This is a genomic window from Variovorax sp. P5_A3 (assembly GCF_056400665.1).
In genome coordinates this window covers 120,908-138,011 of the sequence record NZ_JBFUKW010000021.1, presented here as the reverse complement: position 1 = coordinate 138,011, position 17,104 = coordinate 120,908, and the positions used below count along the sequence as shown (strand labels likewise).

At 62.9% G+C, this 17,104-nt stretch carries 16 protein-coding genes and 3 pseudogenes; 11 read left to right on the top strand and 8 right to left on the bottom strand.

Annotation, left to right across the window (positions count from 1 at the left end; genetic code table 11):
* The 3 genes and pseudogenes from AC1D3B_RS26830 to AC1D3B_RS26820 form a co-directional block, all read left to right on the top strand.
* On the top strand, window positions 1-198 hold a 198-nt coding region (locus AC1D3B_RS26830), incomplete at its 5' end, for a hypothetical protein (protein WP_478193701.1).
* 1,401 nt (window positions 199-1,599) lie between these two features.
* A complete protein-coding gene (locus tag AC1D3B_RS26825; protein ID WP_478193700.1) occupies window positions 1,600-1,866 on the top strand; it encodes a hypothetical protein in 267 nt (88 codons plus the stop codon).
* Window positions 1,867-2,092: 226 nt separating this feature from the next.
* Window positions 2,093-2,209, top strand: a pseudogene (locus tag AC1D3B_RS26820) (transposase); the annotation flags it as partial.
* On the opposite strand, the gene AC1D3B_RS26815 reads toward AC1D3B_RS26820, so the two are convergent.
* Window positions 2,189-2,824 carry a Crp/Fnr family transcriptional regulator gene (locus tag AC1D3B_RS26815; protein WP_478193699.1) on the bottom strand — a complete coding sequence of 212 codons (636 nt, stop codon included), beginning with the start codon at window positions 2,822-2,824 and terminating at the stop codon, window positions 2,189-2,191. The pseudogene AC1D3B_RS26820 and the gene AC1D3B_RS26815 sit on opposite strands and share 21 nt — an antisense overlap.
* 217 nt (window positions 2,825-3,041) lie before the next feature.
* Between AC1D3B_RS26815 and AC1D3B_RS26810 the strand changes: the two genes are divergently transcribed.
* A complete protein-coding gene (locus tag AC1D3B_RS26810; RefSeq protein ID WP_478193698.1) occupies window positions 3,042-5,018 on the top strand; it encodes a lipoxygenase family protein in 1,977 nt (658 codons plus the stop codon).
* Window positions 5,019-5,046: 28 nt separating this feature from the next.
* On the opposite strand, the gene AC1D3B_RS26805 is transcribed toward AC1D3B_RS26810, so the two are convergent.
* Entirely contained in the window at window positions 5,047-8,703 is a 3,657-nt protein-coding gene (locus tag AC1D3B_RS26805) for a serine/threonine-protein kinase (protein WP_478193697.1), read from the bottom strand.
* Window positions 8,704-8,971: 268 nt separating this feature from the next.
* Here AC1D3B_RS26805 and AC1D3B_RS26800 point away from each other — a divergent pair, with 268 nt between their 5' ends.
* The 7 genes and pseudogenes from AC1D3B_RS26800 (at window position 8,972) to AC1D3B_RS26770 (ending at window position 14,764) form a co-directional block, all read left to right on the top strand.
* Window positions 8,972-10,705: an FHA domain-containing protein gene (locus tag AC1D3B_RS26800; protein WP_478193696.1), complete on the top strand. Its 1,734-nt coding sequence runs from the start codon at window positions 8,972-8,974 to the stop codon at window positions 10,703-10,705.
* A 322-nt stretch (window positions 10,706-11,027) separates the two neighbouring features.
* Window positions 11,028-11,300, top strand: a complete 273-nt coding sequence (locus tag AC1D3B_RS26795; RefSeq protein WP_478193695.1) for a hypothetical protein — start codon at window positions 11,028-11,030, stop codon at window positions 11,298-11,300.
* Window positions 11,301-11,460: 160 nt separating this feature from the next.
* Window positions 11,461-11,886, top strand: a complete 426-nt coding sequence (locus AC1D3B_RS26790) for a hypothetical protein (protein WP_478193694.1) — start codon at window positions 11,461-11,463, stop codon at window positions 11,884-11,886.
* 280 nt (window positions 11,887-12,166) lie between these two features.
* Window positions 12,167-12,298: a hypothetical protein gene (locus AC1D3B_RS26785; protein ID WP_478193693.1), complete on the top strand. Its 132-nt coding sequence runs from the start codon at window positions 12,167-12,169 to the stop codon at window positions 12,296-12,298.
* A gap of 197 nt (window positions 12,299-12,495) precedes the next feature.
* Window positions 12,496-13,020 (top strand): hypothetical protein, encoded by a 525-nt coding sequence (locus AC1D3B_RS26780; RefSeq protein WP_478193692.1) that lies wholly within the window; start codon window positions 12,496-12,498, stop codon window positions 13,018-13,020.
* Between the two features lie 396 nt (window positions 13,021-13,416).
* Window positions 13,417-13,914, top strand: a pseudogene (locus AC1D3B_RS26775) (DUF1016 N-terminal domain-containing protein); the annotation flags it as partial.
* A gap of 85 nt (window positions 13,915-13,999) precedes the next feature.
* A pseudogene (locus tag AC1D3B_RS26770) lies at window positions 14,000-14,764 on the top strand (SDR family oxidoreductase).
* A 41-nt stretch (window positions 14,765-14,805) separates the two neighbouring features.
* Here AC1D3B_RS26770 and AC1D3B_RS26765 read toward each other — a convergent pair.
* The 6 genes from AC1D3B_RS26765 to AC1D3B_RS26740 all read right to left on the bottom strand — a co-directional run bounded on the left by AC1D3B_RS26765 (window position 14,806) and on the right by AC1D3B_RS26740 (window position 17,084).
* On the bottom strand, window positions 14,806-15,228 hold the full coding sequence (locus AC1D3B_RS26765; RefSeq protein WP_478193691.1) for an aminotransferase class I/II-fold pyridoxal phosphate-dependent enzyme: 423 nt from the start codon (window positions 15,226-15,228) through the stop codon (window positions 14,806-14,808).
* Window positions 15,216-15,401 carry a hypothetical protein gene (locus AC1D3B_RS26760; RefSeq protein WP_478193690.1) on the bottom strand — a complete coding sequence of 62 codons (186 nt, stop codon included), beginning with the start codon at window positions 15,399-15,401 and terminating at the stop codon, window positions 15,216-15,218. Before AC1D3B_RS26760 ends, AC1D3B_RS26765 begins: the two co-directional genes overlap by 13 nt.
* Before the next feature lie 21 nt (window positions 15,402-15,422).
* Entirely contained in the window at window positions 15,423-15,728 is a 306-nt protein-coding gene (locus AC1D3B_RS26755) for an addiction module antidote protein (protein ID WP_478193689.1), read from the bottom strand.
* The gene (locus AC1D3B_RS26750; RefSeq protein ID WP_478193688.1) at window positions 15,725-16,048 is read right to left on the bottom strand and encodes a type II toxin-antitoxin system RelE/ParE family toxin; all 324 of its coding nucleotides are present in this window, start codon (window positions 16,046-16,048) and stop codon (window positions 15,725-15,727) included. Before AC1D3B_RS26750 ends, AC1D3B_RS26755 begins: the two co-directional genes overlap by 4 nt.
* 344 nt (window positions 16,049-16,392) lie before the next feature.
* Window positions 16,393-16,725: an LOG family protein gene (locus tag AC1D3B_RS26745; RefSeq protein WP_478193710.1), complete on the bottom strand. Its 333-nt coding sequence runs from the start codon at window positions 16,723-16,725 to the stop codon at window positions 16,393-16,395.
* A 32-nt stretch (window positions 16,726-16,757) separates the two neighbouring features.
* Window positions 16,758-17,084, bottom strand: a complete 327-nt coding sequence (locus AC1D3B_RS26740; RefSeq protein ID WP_478193711.1) for a hypothetical protein — start codon at window positions 17,082-17,084, stop codon at window positions 16,758-16,760.
* Window positions 17,085-17,104: the final 20 nt, after the last annotated feature.

Sequence of the window (17,104 nt, the reverse complement as noted above, 5' to 3'; positions counted from 1 at the left end):
GGGCTGGGGTCGGAGCTGGCCGCTTCTTCTCCAGCTGCGTTCCGTCGGCGGGCGCAGCAATCGCTGAGCCCGTATCCGTGTTCGGTGACCCGGCCGCGGCTAGAGCGCTGCCGTTGCTTCCCCCACCTCCACAACCTGCCAATGAGCCCGCCGCAACAAGAAGCAGAAGAGAACTTTTATCTAATTTTTTCAATCTGAAGCCCTCAAACTTATAGCGGATAACAGTTTCTACGTCGGAAGAGTCCTACGGCGCAATTTTTCTTGCAATTATTGCCAGCGCTCTGCGTCATGCTTGCAACAGAAAACGGGCGATGGCGACCTGATCGACTACTTTTCTCTTCCTTTGCAAGAATGCGACAACTGCTTGCGGCCATGCAGGCGGTGTTCAAGCACTCCCGCGTCAGGTTTCAGGCCTCCAGGCTCCAGGCTCCAGGCTTTCCAAATGCGATGCATGCGAGTGGTGCAAACATCATTTGGTCCAAGTAGATATACGGGTCGGGCAGGTCCGCCCCGCAGGGAGAAGGCGCGGCCGCAACCGCAAGTAAGGTGCGCGGAGCGTGACGGCGCACCAGTAAGGTCGTCAGTTCGGGGCCGGGCGAGTTTAGGCAAAGCCTGGGTTCACCTAACAGGATCTAATCAGGTCGGAGATCTGCCTGGCAACTCAGGTCGAGGTCCCTCAAGCCACCTTTCGGCCATCGCCAGCGGCTCTTGCGTCGTCAGGTACCCAGACGTCGTGCCGATCGACGGGTCAACGAGTGCCCCATCGACGCTTCGTAGGGCCGATACATCTGCGTTGTCCATCAGGCGCCAAGAAAGACCTTTTCGAAAGCCCAAAATCAATGGTGGATAGGCTCTCTCACGAACGCGTGGCTGTTGCTCGCGTTATTGAGCAATCCCGCCAAGCATTCCCTCATCCGACTATGCCCTTGGTCATCGGTCAGGCGAAGATGCCATTGCTGGGACAACATGGAAGCTGAAGGACGTGAAAGGCAGTCAAAAATCTGAATCTCTGAATAATCTCGGCAAATGCTTCGTACAGCGGGATGGTCGTACTTGTGCGACACCTGCCCTCCGGTCGTCGTCGCGCATCGCTCAGCGCCAGTCGCCGGGCAGGCAGCCCCTCACCCCACTCCGGCGTCGAGCTGAGTTCACCGTTCAAGGCGTCCAGTACCAGATGACAGCGTTGGTGATGGCGCAGTAGGCAGCTTGCATCAGGCGCGACGAGTCGTTGGGCTCGCAGTAGACAAGGCGACTTCCAAGCTCGTCAACAATAAGGAACGCTTGAATGGCAGCCACGGCTGGAGATCATCACGGTGAACTGGCGGAGTAGTTTCGACGTTGGTACCCGGGCTTCAATGTCGAAGGACAAGAGCCTCGCGCCGCGTAGCGGACCCCCCAACCCGTCCGCGCAACAAGGGTTAAGTCGACGTTTCGACCGACCCTGCGAGTCCGCTTTTCGGTGGCGGAGCAGGGAACATAGCATTCCTGCTAGGGAAGAATCCGCCTCCCGCCAATGCCAATGGCCCCAATGCGCAGGCGATCATCCTGAACGCCACATTCTTCATCGAGACCGTGGTCTACCAAATCAAGATTCCGCCCATGAATGCAGGTGACGCGCCGCTCATCGTGTCACCGATTGCAGCCAGCCCTCCGACGCCTGTCACGCCGCTCTTCCTGGTGACCATTCCATTCGATCCCGGGAAGAAGTTTGCCGGGGCGACCGTCAGCCTCGCGACAACCCAGCTTCAGTATTCGCAGGAGGCCCTTCTCAATTTCGCGACGTTGAGCTGGCCACATGTGTCGGTTGCAACACTGGCCCCTGCCAACCCGATCCCGGTCCCGGCAGCGCTCCTTCCGCTTAGCTGACTACCAGTCTGAGTCGGTGCCAACGCCTCTTGGCGCCGGCCGAAAATTGACCCCCCCGGGGGTGCTGTGGAAATCTTGGACTGGTTATGCCGCGAGCCCCATGTATCTGTCACCGATGATCGACCTGCTTCGATGGTCAGGTCGTCAGTTGGTCGATCGGCACGCGACCGGACGCTGAGCTTGTGAACACGATGCTGGATGCGGCCATCGAGTCGATTCCCAGCAGATCGAGGTGTTCTACCTGCCGAGCTATAGCCCGGAGCTCAACCCGAACGAGACGGCCAACGCCGATCTCAAACAGGCCGTCACGAAGCTCGCCCCCTCACCACTTCGGCGGCAACTTTCTGAGCAGCACGATGCGCTCGCGCGAGACTTCGATGTAGCCACCCTTGGTCAGGTCGGTCAGCAGCCGGTTGACCATTGCCTTCGAAGCGCCCAAGCGCTCAGCGATGCGCTGCTGGCTCAACGGCCCGGGCACCACGCGCAGGCCTTTGTCGTCGACCGCCAAGGCGTCGAAGAGCCCCACGAGCCGGCCGTAGACGTCCACCGAACCCAGGCGGCCCACCGTGCGCGTAAGGGTGCGCACGCGCTGCACCAGGCGCTGGATCAACTGAAACGCAAGCTCGGGCCGCTGCGCCAGCACGCGTTCGGCCTGGGCCCGTGTCACGCGCGTCAGCCGCGCTCGCGTGGTGACCTGCACTGTGGCGGAGCGCAGTTCACCACTGAGCATCAGCTCGCCAAAGATCTCACCCGCGTGCAGCGTATTGAGCTCCACCACGCGCCCGCCGTCCCCGGCCACGAACGCGCGCAGCTCGCCTTCGTGGATGAGATACATGCAGTCGGCAATGTCGCCCTCGGTCACCACCGAGGCACCAGGCTCCCAGGTACGCGTCTCGCCCAGCCGCGCCAACTCGGCCAGGAAGTCGCCGGAATTCTCTGCCCTCGACCCTTCAAACATGCCTGCTCCTGGCTTGCACCTGAGGCGGAGACTGTAACGGCACGGGCCGCCGGTCGCTCTCCTTGCTCGAACGCTCGGGGCCTGGGCGCAACTCGCCGGTCAGACCGCGCAGGTGATGGCGGGCCGGCCCTATCTTTAAAACCACGCAAATGTCCACGGAGTCGTTACGCTTGCGGACTGCGCCTTTGAAACCGTCTGCGGACCCGGAGAACCCATCATGCCAGCGATGAACGTACTCATTCCCACCTTGCCAGGTCAAGGCACCGCGGCGCAACGGGACGCGCGCGCGTTGCAGCTGTCGCTGTCCCGCACGGCCTACAACTACGTTCGAAGCTACCCGAATCTCGATGCGGTGCCATTGTGCGCGGGCGTGCCGTTTGGCGAGGAGTTCAGCGCCGCCTACAGCGCGCTGGTCGCGCAGACCAGCGCGCAGATCGCCGAGAACTTCGCCTTGAATGTGCGCAGATTCGTGGAGCAGGAAATCGAAGAGGACGGTTTATTCAAACTCAAGCAGGATGTTGAAAACCTGGTCGATGGCATGTTTGCAGCCGCCGCCGAGTCGGTTCAAGAAGGACCTACCGCAATTCTGAAGTCGACCTTGTTCAAAATGCTGCGGCCGGAATACCTTCAGGCCAAGAAAGAGGCGGACTACGAAAGCCTGATCGCCACGCTGCCCACGCCCCAGATGTTGGCGATTGAGGCAAAGGGTTGGATGTCCGAGAAAGGCAAGCCATGCGAGCAGGATTGGTTCTTCGGTTATCTGCAACTGGCCGGCTTCAACACGACCAATTTGCGCCGCGTCGTTCAGGACAAAGCGAAGGGCAGCAAGGCCCTGGCCTGGAGCGAGTTGAAGGCGAAAATGACGATCCCCGATACGGTGACTGTCCTGAGCGGAGGCGGCCCCACCACCCTCTCGCTGGCCGAGATGATCAGAGCCGGCAAGCTCTACGCCTGCGACTACGCCGCGCTGATCGGCGACGGGGATCTAAAACCCAAAGAGAGCTGCCTGCACGGCAAGCACCGCTACCTGCCCTCGCCCATCGCCCTGTTCTATTGGAACGAGTCACCCCCCGACGACTATCCATTGGCCTACGGGCAGGACGAAAGCCAAGCCGGTGTGTTGCAGCCCATCGCGATCCAGTTGGGGCAGACCCCGGGCTCAGCCATCTTCAGCCCGAGCGATGCTTTCGAAGCGAACGATATCAATAAACTGAAGTGGAAGGTCGCCAAGTACTTCGTCAACGTGGCCTGCGCGATTCAACACGAATCTGTCGCCCATCTCGGGGATTGCCATTTGATCATGGAGGCCGTCGCGGTGGCCACGCACCGCCAATTGGCAAAGGAACACCCGCTGTTCCATCTGCTCGAACCGCATCTGCGGTTCACAATCTGCATCAACGATGGCGCAGCACACAACCTCATCGTCCCGGGTGGCGTAGTGGCCGCCAACGTCGGCGCCCACATCGATTGGACGCTGCAGATGGTCAACGACGCGCGCATTGCCTGGCGCTGGGGCGAGAACAGCCCGGACAAAATCTTTTCCGTGCGCGGCGTAGAGCAGCTGGCGGCCTACCCGTTTCGCGACGACACGCTGCTGCTGTGGAAGGCCATCAAGGATTTCGTCACCGGCTACGTGGCGATTTACTATATCAACGACCACTCCGTCAGTACCGACCGGGAACTCAAGGCCTGGGTGGACGAACTTGGCTCCGCGCAGCACGGCAATCTGCCAGGGTTTCCCGCGGCGCTGAACACCCGCGACCAACTCGTTGAAGTCGTCGCGCAAATGATCTACACCGCAGGCCCTCTGCACGCGTCGGTCAACTACGGTCAATATCCCTTCGCGGGCTTCGCGCCCAGCGTGGCCGCGGCGATCTACAAGGCCGCGCCGACGCGCGACGACCTGATCGACAAAGAGACGCAGTACCTGGAGTGGCTCCCGCCGCTGGACGTCGCGCTGTACACGGTGTCGTTCGTGTACCTGCTCAGCAGCGTCCAGTTCGACGTGCTGGGGCACTACGCCAGCAACCCGCAACACCCGCACTTCCCGCACCGCCCGGCACAAAAAGCCCTCGAGGCTTTTCAGGCTGCGTTGGCGCAGGCCGAGGTCACGATCCACCAGCGCAACCTCGAACGGCCGATTCCCTATCTTTTCCAGTTGCCGTCCAGGGTACCCAACAGCATCAGCATCTAGTGTTGCAACCAGCGTGGCCCGCGGGTTGTCAGCGGGCCTCCGGCTGGCATCCCGGTGCCAGCATCTCGGTCGTTGCTTCGACGTCGATCACGCCTTGGCTGTGCATGACGGCCTCTGCAGCGATCACCAGCGCGTGGCCTGCTTCGCCGCCCATCCACTGCCCCTGCCTGCGCCGCGCGGCGGCGCTGTACAGCTTCAATCCCGTGGCGTCGAAGGTCACTGTCGCAGCCTGCAGCCACTCTGCCGCCCGAGCCGGTTGCCGCCCTTCGCTCGCGAGGCCGGCTTCAAGCACCGCGGCCCAACCGGGCAGGTGGGGCAGGCGGGTCTTGTTCATCAGCCTGACAGTTGTCCTGGCAATCTCCAGACCTTCGGCGACGTCCGTCGAGCGTTGCCGCGCAGCAGCCAGTGCACAACCGGCTCGGTAGTAGCTCATCAACCCGAACGCAGTCTTCATGCGCAGGAGCTGCGATCTTTCAAGCGCCGACCACTGTTGCGCTGTCAGCAGGACGCCCCGCGCCGGCTGGCCCTCGTAAAGCGCCAGGTTCAGATCGGCCAAGAGGATCAGGTAGTCGGCCCATTGATAGATGCTTTGAACTTGATAGCTGGCCTTGGCCTGACCGATCCGCGTGCCCGCGTCGGCAAGACCGCGGTGCGCCAGCAAGGCAGGCGCCGCAAAACCGACCACGCCGCAAGCCAGATACTGGTCGCCTCGTCGCAAGGCGTTCTCGACAATGCCAGGCGCCGTGGTCGAGGTCTGGGCATAGTCGCCAAGATGATTCGCCGCATTCACGCAGTAGAGCTGGGTGCCGGCCAACTCGAACGGCACCTCCGTGCATTGCGAGCCCAGCCACTCCAGGGCGTCTTGCAGTACCGGTTGGGCTTCGGCAAACCGACCTTCGTGAGCCAGCACGCAGCCGCGAATCTGGCGCACCCAACCCGTCAATTCGTTCTGCGAGACCTCGCTGGCCAACCGCTCGGCTTGCAGCATGATCGGGTCCGTCCTTGCGCGCGTGCCCAGGCCATCGAGGCTGACCATGTAGGCCTCCATGGTCAGGGCCCGCGCAGCATGCGCACGTGAGCCCGTGTTCAGGGCCAGCCGCGCATAGCGGGCCGCCATGTCGACCATCACGAACGCATTGTTGCCGACCGAGCCTTGGACCACCGACCACATCGCGCCCAGCCGGGCTTGATCGCCTGGTCCGGGTGCTGCGTTTTGGTCGATCTTCAGTCCTCTGCACATCAGCAGGAAGCGCGAAGCCAGTGCCGCGACGATCGCTGCCCGTGGCGACCGCGGCATGGACAGGCCGATGGCGGCAAGCACCTCGCCCAACAGAACTCGCGCCTCGTCGGTAAATCCACTGGTGCTGAGCAAATGCGCCGCTGCGCGCTTGTGTTCGAGCGCTTCCTGTGGCGGAGCACCGATGCTCGCAGCGCGATAGACCTCTGCGGCCTCGCGGCTGTTGCCCATCGATGCCAGCATCGCGGCGAGTTTGACTTGCACACGCCGGAACCGCGCAGGGTCGGGACCGATGAGGTCCAGGCACTGTCGATACTGGCGGGAAGCGAACTCGAACGCCAGCGCGGCCGCAAAGATATCGCCTGCCTTCTCGTAGTAGACGCTGGCACGCTGGCTGTCCCCGGCGCCATGAAAGTGCAGCGCCAGGTGCTCCGGCTCCGAGTCCTCCTGCACGGACAGCGCTTCGGCCAGTCGGGCGTGTATGCGGCGCAGGGCGTCGGGGGTCAAGGCGTCGGCCACGGACTCGCGAATCTTGTCGTGATAGCACTCCAGCACGCGACTGTGCGCACTGACCCTTGCGGTGCGTACGAGCCGCTCGAACAGCAAGGCGTCGAGGGCTTCATGCGTCGCATCGGCGGCATCCACGGCCAACTGCGCTGCCATCGGGCGCCCTGCCACTGCCAGCACATTCAGCACATCGCGCGCTTTCGCAGGCAGCAGGCTGACGTGCCTGTCAACGGTCTGGCCCAGCGTGAGCGCGGTCGGGGCGGCCCCCGTCCGCCGGGCCGAGAGCGCCTGGCGAACCAGTTCACCGACGAAAAAGGGACTGCCTCGGCCCTCGGCCGCAATCGACGCGGAGTCCGCTGCGCTGGCCGAACCGAGCAGGCGCTGCGCCAACAGCACCGAAACTGCCGGCGGCAATGGGCCGACGTGCAGAGAGCGGCACTCGACCCGCGGACTTTTGGCTGCGATACCCAGGATTTGCTGCAAGAGCGCGTTGTCCTTGGCGCCTTCGCTGCGGTGCGTCGCCACCCACAGGAACGGCGTCGGTTCCGGCTGGCTCAGCAGGTACTCGAAGACGACGATCGAATCGCTGTCGGTCCATTGCAGGTCGTCCACGAAGATGACCAACGGGCGCCGGTCGCGCATGCGTCCGAGCAGTTCACTCAGCGCGGCGAACGCGCGCAGACGCAGTTCCTGGAGATCGGGGATGACCTTCCTCGGCCCCTGGGCCACGGCGTCGACACGCTCGAGCACGGGGAAGAGGCGGGCCAAGGCGTACATCTCGCGCGGCATCAGATCGCCGGCTTCTTCGCGCGTCAGCCCGTGCAGGTGGCTGCTGAGCTCGTCCATCACCGAGTCGAAGGCCTTGAACGGCACGCTTTCACGGTCGTAGCAGCGCCCCTCGAGCGCGACCGAGCGTCCACTGGCTCTCACCTGGTCGAGAAACGCATGCAACAGCGCACTCTTGCCCATGCCCGATTCGCCGCTGACAAACATCGCGACCGGACGGCCGGCCAGCATGGACGCATGGGCGGCGTGCAGCGCGGCCATTTCGCTCTCGCGCCCGAGCAGGATGTCAGCCCGCAGCGCCATGCCCGTCGGTTCCGCGTGTGCAAGGCCCGGTACGGGAGGCACTTGGCCTGGCGCGTCCGCCCAATCAAGGGCTGCCTGCACCTGGGCCGCATCAAGCCGCGCTGCGGGGTCGCGCTGCAGCAGCGCATCGCACAGCTTGGCAAGGTCGTGCGGCGCACCCGCACACAGGCTGTGCACGTGGGGTGCGGCCTGGTGCCGTTTGAGTTCGAGCACGTCGCGGAGCGGCCCTTCGAACGGCAGCCTTCCGGTCAGGGCAACGAACAACATCGAGCCGATCGCGTACAGGTCGCTGGCGGTCGTCGGAGCCGAGTTCGCCTCGCTCGAAGTTTGCTCAGGTGCCAGGTAGCCGGGCGTGCCGCTGAAGCCGACTTCGACCGCCGGGCGCCCGGCCGCGCCGGCATGCCAGTCCACGACCAACCCGAAGTCCAGGATCACGACGCGCCCGTCCGTTTGAACGAGGACGTTCGACGATTTCAGGTCCCGGTGCAGCATGCCGGCGCCATGAATCGCTATCACGCCCTGCAGCAACTGTTTCAGGGCGGCGCGCAGCCGCGGTTCATCGAGCCGTCCGTCGGGACGCACCCACTTGTCGAAGTGGGCGCCGTCGACGAACTCCATGCTGAAGAACCAGCCATCGTCGCTGAACAACTCGTGCAGACGGCACAGGTTCGGGTGGTTCATGTCGGCCAGAGAACGGAACTCGTTCTTCAGCCGGTAGACGCTGCCCGGGTCGAGCCAACTCAGGGTCTTGATCGCAACGACGCTGCGCCTGAGGTTGTCATAGGCTTCGAACACCACCCCCATGCCGCCCTCGCCGATTTGGCGCCGGATGCTGAATCTGCCGTCAAGCACGCTGGTTCCGGGCGGCGGTCTAAAGCCCGAGGCCAACAACTGCGCCCCGGGGATCGGCGACGCTTGCTGAAGCATTTCCAGAAACGACCCGCCGCGACCCTCGACCGTGAGATCGAGTCGGGCTGGTTCAGTTTCTTTTTGTGACATGACGCCTTCGCAACCACCATGGAATGCTTAAATCATTATCAATGAACATCGACACAGTCTGTGACCAGTTACGGGGTTTTGCTACGGATTCAGCTCCGGCGCCATCCTTCTCGGGTGTGCCGTGCGCCTGATCCTGGAAGCCACTGCTGCGGGTGCCGTCAAGCGCCTGGACTTCCGCACCGCTGAACCTGTGACGATCGGGCGCGCGCCCGGCTGCCAGATCCAGATCGACGCCGACCAGGGCAGCGTGTCTCGGCTACATGCCCAGCTCGTCCCTACCGCACGAGGCTGGGTGATGGAGGATCGCAGCAAGGTCGGAACCCTGGTGAATGGCATGAAGCTCGGGCATGGACAGCGTTGTGCGCTGCGTCTGCACGACGAGTTGCGGGTCGGACCACTGCGCCTGCGGGTGCTTGAGCTCGGGGGCCAGATCGAGCAGACGCTGGCCACCGAGCTCAAGCTGACGGCGGTCAACTTCGCGACGCTGGACCCGCAATTGATCCTGAAATCGGCGCTGGAACTGCCTCGTTTGTTCGGTGAGGCACATGCCGAAGGCGAGGTGCTGCAGAAGGCTTGCGCCTTTCTGGTGCAAGTGCTCGCGCCCGTCGTCAGTTCGGCCTATGTCGTGGAAGCGCATCCGGAGAGCATGGAGTCGTCGCGCATGCTCGCAACGTACTCACTGAACGGAGAACGCGCACCGGTGCTCAGTCGTAGAGTCATCGGCGGCGCGCTCCACCTTGACGGCTCGGTCGCTTTTTTCAACCACGCCACCTCAACCGAAATCGATGCCACCGTGCACGACACGACGCGAACGGTCGGGGCCTGCCTGATCGAGCGCAGCACCGCCGGCGAGCCCATCGTGATCTATGTCGTCGGCGAGCAAACCTTGCCGAACAACAACACCGACATCGCTGCCGGTTACCTCAGCCTAGTCAGCACGCTCACGCGCCAGCACCTGGTGGCCCAAAGGCAGGCCCATTTGACCCAGTATTTTTCGCCCAAGGTCGTTGATCTGCTGATGCGCCCTGGCGGACGCTCGAGTGCCGAAGGCGACCCTCGCATCATGGAGGCCACCAGTCTGATCTTCGACCTTCGAGGTTTCTGCCTTTCCACCGAGGCGGCGGCGACAGACTTGCTTCGATGGCAGAAAGAACTCCGAAGCACGATGGACATCGTCTCGCGGGAAGTCTTTGCCCACGAAGGAACGGTGATCGACTACCAGGGCGATGGCTGTTTCGCCGCTTGGGGGGTGCCGTTCGAGCAACCCGGCCAGGCCCGACTGGCGGTTGACTGCGCGCTGCGGATTCTGGAGCAGTTGAAGACAACCTCTTTGCAGTCCTTGTCGTCGCCGTCCGGCCCGGTTTGTGGCATCGCCATTGCCAAGGGGCAGGTCCTGGCCGGTTCGATGACATCGAGCCGGCATTTCAAGTACGGGTTGCTGGGCACTTCGGTCAACTGCGCATCCCGTGTGGAGACGCTCACCAAACCCGGCCGACTCGACGCGCCGCTGCTCGTCACCGAAGAGGTGGCCAGGCTTCTGGACGTGAAACGCACGCCATTTGTTCGTGCAGCCCGCGTGGCCTTGGCAGGCATGGAAACCCTCGTCAATGTCTATGAGGTGCTCGATCCCACACGAAGCCTGTCGTCGGCCGGCCATGCAGCACGCTGGGAGGCCCTTTTGTGCATGCTGGAAGGGGTGCGCCAGATAGCCGATCTGAAAGAGCTCCAAGCGGCGATTGGCGCGCCCGCGTGGGCAGACGATCCCCGCGTGCTCTGGCTGCAAGCACAGTGCAGACAGTTGGAAGACCCGGAGCAGCTGTCCCGATGGGACGGCGTCGTGCGCTACGAAAAGTAGGGCAGTTGCCAGCGGAGTCGCAACTGCTCGACGGCCCACCGGGCCGACGCACCTGGTGGGGCTCCTCAAGGTTGTCCACGGCCTGCTTCTGGCGCTGCCGTGCGCGCGCCCGGGCCTGATCCAACGCATACCTGACTGGGGCGGAGGCCTGTTCGCAAGCGCGGCCCGGTCGGCGGCCGTCTGCTTGAGTCATCTCACAACGACGCCAGGGCCCGCCGGTCAGTATTGAACGCTGGCGCGCCGGGCAGCTCAGGCACCACGACCATGCCTTCAACGGATAGCCACCGCAGATCGTTCCGTTGTTCAACCCAAGGAGACTTTCATGATCACCGCCAAGACCATCCCGTCCGTCGCCAACTTCGAAGTCCTGGACGCCGACCACGAGACCACACCGCGCGTGCCAGAAGCCTCCACGCTGATGGGAGAACTGCACAAGGCGGTGACCCACGCGACCCAGTGGGTGGCTGGCTCGGACCCCGAACTGGCCCGCGACCGCTTCCTCGGCGAAGCCACAGATCCGGCCGACTTGGAGCGCCGCAGCATTGCCTGGGAACGCGCGCAGGAGACGCGCCGCGCGCTGCCGCCGGTGCTCTGAAGGCGCGCCGGGCGTCGGCCACGGCGTTCGTGCGGCTTTGAAAACGCAACCTTCAGAGCATGCATCAAGCCTGAGGCCTTATTGCTTGTTCTTGGCTTTTTGATGAACCAAGGTTGCTTCAACTTCACATAGGGCCTCTTATCTTAAGGAGAGCTTGTCAATGTTCGATCGATCCCTTCGATACCTGACCACTGCCACATGGCGGACCTCCCCACGCTACGTCGTGGCGCTGCTCGCCTGCGTTCTGTTGGCGCTTGCCTGGCGCAGTCCGACCGGGCATGTCGAGGCAGCGATGAAGCGTCCTCTGCCCAACGGTGGCGCCACATCTGTTGCCACGGATTCCCGCTTCGATTCACTGCGCCACCAGGCGGCGAGCGGTGACGAACGCTCCAACCTCGAACTCAGCAGCGCCCTGATGGACAGGTACGACCTGACGGGCGATTCGAACGACCTCTATGAGGCGCTGGAATGGGTCGACAGGCGCTGGGACGTGTCCGACCACGCGGAACAGGTCAGCCGCATCGTCGCGCAGTACTGCGGTCATCGCGTCGTGCAGTGGCATCGCCTGTGCGTGCTGGGCGAATGACCGAGGTAGCGTCATGCATGCCGTACGGCTGTCCTCCGGGCTCGCATGCGAACGATTGGCGTACGGCAGCGCTCTGCCTTCACAGGCTCACCCCCAAAAAGAAAGCTTTGTCATGGTCAAGTTGCCAACAGTTCTTCTTCTTGTGCTTCTGCATACAGCCGCTCACTCCCAACGGCAGCTTGCGCCCATTGTGCCTCTCGACGCAGGAAAGTCGACCCCTCAACGCCTCACGTCCGTGATCTACGAGTGCGAGCGGCGCGCATTGCGGCAGCAGTTGAGCGTGGACGACACATACCGGTGCGATTACACGAAGAAGTTCTCAGAGGACCGCATGTTCGACGGCGATTCGGGGCGCATGCGCGCGTGGCTCGCGGAGCAGCGGTACTTCATCGAGGCCGAGTTTGCGCCTTGATGCAACTGTTATCAACTGCCGCACACCGTTGGCGTCCATGTCCTTGCCCCGGCCCCATGCGATGAACTCGCGGCGCTCCGTGACCAGGTAATCGTCGGCCAGTGAAGATTCCCTTTTCACCGCCCGCCTCTGACCTTAGCCTGCCAGTGCACGACCTTGACGAGTCGCCCGAGTCTCGGTCCAAAGGCCTTCGCGGAATGTCGCTTCAGCAAACACTGAACGAACGGGTTCAATACGTGCTCGCGCACAACGAAGATTGGATGGTTCGTCAGCGTGGCACGCACGAGGAATGCGTCGGCGCGCTTGGGGCTCTTCAGCCAAGGTCGATTCAGGACGCCCTCGATCACGATGGCTGGTACATAGTTCCTCGTCGGATCTGGACGCAAATGAAGCGCAAGGCCCGCCACGAGGCCCGCGCGCTGGTGCTGGAAACGAGAAGGCCGAATTCTTCGGCATATCGGCGCTTACTGGAGATGGCGACCAACCTCTTCGGCAGCATTCGCGTCTTTACGTACGTGCCGACGATTCTCACGATAGTCGCCAGTGCCAACTCGAGTCAGTACAACCTCTGGACGTGGGGCGCTTGGGTGCTCGCCAATATCACGATGTCGGCCAGCATCTACGAAAACAATGGTCGAAAATTCAACGGCTTGCTGCTCGTGCACATCGGCAACACGGTCATGTGCATTGCCACGATTGTTTTCATCGCCTACTATCGCTGAACCCCAATCAGGGCGGCTGTTGAACGGCTGACTTTTGCAGCATTGCTGGGCAGGTGGATTGCCACCGCTAAAGAAAATCTCATCGACTTGAATGACCGCTTTGCAACTGCACAGCAGGCCTTCGTTCGCTATCATGACAAGGCACTGCCCTCCGCCAGCGGCAGCGCTAGCGAGGCCAGCAGGACTTTACATAATTGCGTTTTGAACCGTCGATCGAGTAGGGGAACGGGGTAGTGTCGCCTTCGCGCTAGAGGAGAAGGGGTCTACGTGTGGATCCTTCGGGCCAAGATCCCTTGTCTGGTTCGGTGTGGCTAAGTCCGCGGGCGTGCGCCCATTCAGCCCGGTACCCTTGGTGGGGCGCGAGCGAAGACCCCCCGCGCGAGGAACTACATCTGAGTGGTGACTACCTCCGCCCCTACCCTGTTCGACTACGCCCGCTTCGTCGAAAACCTGAAACGCCGAATAGACGGTGCGCGTCTTTCCGCCGCGCGAGCAGTTAACCGTGAACTTGTGGCCTTGTACTGGGACATCGGACAGGCCATCCGCGAACAGCAAGCGACCCGGGGGTGGGGAGATGCGGTGGTGGATCGCCTCGCACGCGACCTGAAGGCATCTTTCCCCGGGACCGGTGGGTTTTCAGCGGCGAGTTTGTGGCGCATGCGGCAGTTCCACGAGCACTATGCAGCGCCGGAGTTTCTCGCACAGGTTGTGCGAGAAAGGAAGCCCGATGCCAAGCATGCACGAACTGCCAAGGCGTTGATCGCTGCCGACCAGCCGGAACTCGCACAAGCTGTGCGAGAAATGGTCGAGGCGGTGCCGTGGGGCCACCATGTCAATCTGCTGTCCAAGCTCGACGACCCTGCACAACGACTGTACTACCTGAGGGCGACCGCACGCTTTGGCTGGAGTCGCAACGTGCTGCTCAATCAAATCAAGGGGCGGGCCTACGAGCGCTCACTGGCCGACGGTAAAACGCACAATTTCGCACTCGCGCTACCAGACCGTCCTTATCGCAGGCGGGGCCAAGAATCTCGGCGGATTGATCGCCCGAGACCTGGCGCAGCAAGGCGCCAAGGCCGTGGCCGTTCACTACAACAGCACGAGCAGCAAGGCCGAGGCCGATGCCACGGTTGCCGCAATCAAGGCCGCAGGAGCGCAAGGCGCGGCGATCCAGGCAGACCTGACGACGGCCGGTGCCGTCGCGAAGTTGTTCGCAGACGCCATCGCCGCAGTCGGCAAGCCAGACATTGCCATCAACACTGTGGGCAAGGTGCTCAAGAAGCCGATGGCCGAGATCAGCGAAGCCGAGTACGACGAGATGACGGCGGTCAACTCCAAGACCGCCTTCTTTTTTCTCAAGGAGGCGGGTAAGAATCTCAACGACAACGGCAAGATCTGCACGGTCGTCACATCGTTGCTCGGGGCGTTCACACCGTTCTATGCCGCCTATGCGGGCACGAAGGCACCGGTGGAGCACTTCACCCGCGCGGCCTCCAAGGAGTTCGGCGCGCGGCATCTCGGTGACTGCGGTCGGTCCCGGCCCGATGGACACGCCGTTCTTTTATCCAGCCGAAGGTGCCGATGCGGTGGCGTACCACAAGACGGCGGCGGCGCTCTCTGGGTTCAGCAAAACCGGCCGACCGACATCGAGGACGTGGTGCCGTTCATTCGCCATCTGGTGAGCGACGGCTGGTGGATTACAGGGCAGACCATCCTCATCAATGGCGGCTACATCACCAAGTAGGCCGATCGGCCACGGGCGCCGAGACGGCCAGCGCTGAAACGTCAAGGCTTCCACCTCGAATGGCTCGCTGAACTTCCGGAGAGCTTGCGGTCCATCACTTGTTGCGCAAAGGCTCCCGGCACGATCCAGCCGATGCGGCATCCAAGTGCGAGGCTTTTCGAGAACGAGCTGCAGTAAATCGTGTTGGCGCCACCGTCGAGTGCGATGAAGGGCCGGGGCCTTTCGCGGGTGAAGTGGATTTCGCCGTAGACGTCGTCCTCGATCAGCGGCACGGCGTGCCGCGCGAGCACGGCGAGCAGTTCGCGTTTTTTCGCTTCGGGCATCAATGAGCCCAAGGGGTTGCTGAAGCTCGACGACAGCATGCAGCCGGCTACGGGTTCGGTGTCGAGCAGCCGGGCGAGAGCGTCGATGTTGACGCCGTGGGTTGGGTCGGTGGGCAGCTCCAGGGCCTTCAGGCCGAGCACCTCCAGCGTGTGGAGCAATCGGTGGGCGATTCGACCGCGATGGTGTCGCCGGGCCTGGCGACGGCGGTCAGCGCCAGGGTCACGGCTTCGGTGCAGCCGTTCGTGATGATCATGTCGTCCGGCGACAGCGCATGCCCGATGCGCAGCGCCCGCCTGGAGATTTCACGCCGCAATTGCAGCTCAGCGCGCTCCAATCACGCAGCAGTGACGTGGAGGCGCATGCCAGTGGCAGCCAGCACCTTGTACAACGTATCGAGACGCGGGTTGCCTGCATCGCCCAAAGCGCGGAAGAGCGACTTCTCGCCCACTCCGGCGCGCCGCGCGACATCCGCCATGCCTTGTGCACGCGCCACGTCGCGCAGCGCCGCTCGCAGCGTTGCCAAGTCGCCGTCGGCAAGCACAGCCTCCACGTAGGCGGCCCGCGCATCGGGGGTTTGAAGAAACTCCCCCACGACTTCATCCAGCCGACGGCCGGCAGACTTCTTGCTCGTTGACATCATGCGTTCCTTTCCTTCCAGTCCTTCAAATACGCAACTGCTTGGGCAATGGCAGTCTTTTGATCGCCTTTGGAGCTCCCCGACAGAAGCAGCAGGACCAACGGGCCGTCTCGATAGGCATACACCCTGTAGCCCGGGCCATGATCGATTCGCAGTTCGCCCACGCCTTTTCCGACGCTCTTGTAGTCGCCGAGAACCCCGGTCGTTGCAATTCGACGAAGGCGGGCCAAGATGATGGCGCGCGCCTGTACATCCCGCAGCTTGTGCAGCCATTTTGTCAACGGCTCATCACCATTGCTGTCAGCGTAGAAAATGACTTCCATCAGTATCTTATATGATACCATCATACATAATTGTGATTCGAGAATTTTTTCGAGCGGCACTCGTGCGGCGCGCCGAACTCAAGGGCGCCGGTGGCGCCGAAATCGCTCGAAGTCGGTATTGCGCACCCGGCGTAATCGGCGGATCCGCGGCGCCGATGGACGCGCCCTCCCACGGCCTTCGTGATCGCGAGCTTTGCTGACAGGGTTTTCGGGCGCGCAGCGGTGGATGCTCGAAACGTCGCCCCCTTCAGGGCCGGGGCCTGTGTGTGGCTTATTGCGTTCTCCGCGATACCCTTGCGGACCCTGGCCGGGTCGGCGTAGATCACACTTGGCCGGCAGCAGTCTCAGGGCTTCGGCGTGCCGCTGCATGTTGGCAGTGATTTGAATGCCTGCCCTCCGGTTGTCGGGTCGAGCACGGCGGTCACGACATCAACCAAAACCTTCAGATCATCCACGCGACGCGCAACCGCATCGAATTTTTCGCGAGCCAGCGTGCCGCGCGCATTCATGTCGTCGACCCAGTCGCAAAAGACGCCCCAGTGGCGGGCCTCGCCAACCAACAGCATCGGGGCCGAGGTGAGTTGCTTGTTGCGAAGCGTGTCCAGGGCCTGGAACAACCCCCAGCTTGTGCCGGAGCCGCCTGGGGCGATGACGATCACCTTCGAGTGCGAGAGCAGGGAAGTTTCGCGCGCAACATCGCTCGTGAAAATCAGCCCGTCAGTGACCAGGAGCTTGCCGTCGGCGCTCTTTTGAAACGCTGCATGTAGTTGTGCTGCGGGTCGTAGTAGGTCGTGTACCCGATGCTCGCTCCACCCGCGTCCACGGCGCCTGCATTGGCCGCACGCATCAAACCCGGGCCAGCGCCGGTCAGGATCGGATAGTCCGCTCCCCTGGCAGCCGTCCACTTCCTCGCAAATTCGTAGATACCTGCGTACAGGTGATCGTTGGTCGCGGCCAGCCGCGGGTCGGCCAAAGTGCTCCTGCTGTCGCTTGCAGAACTGCCGAAGACGCCCACGAAGCCCTTGGGATATTTCAATGCGCGAAACAGGGCCGCGC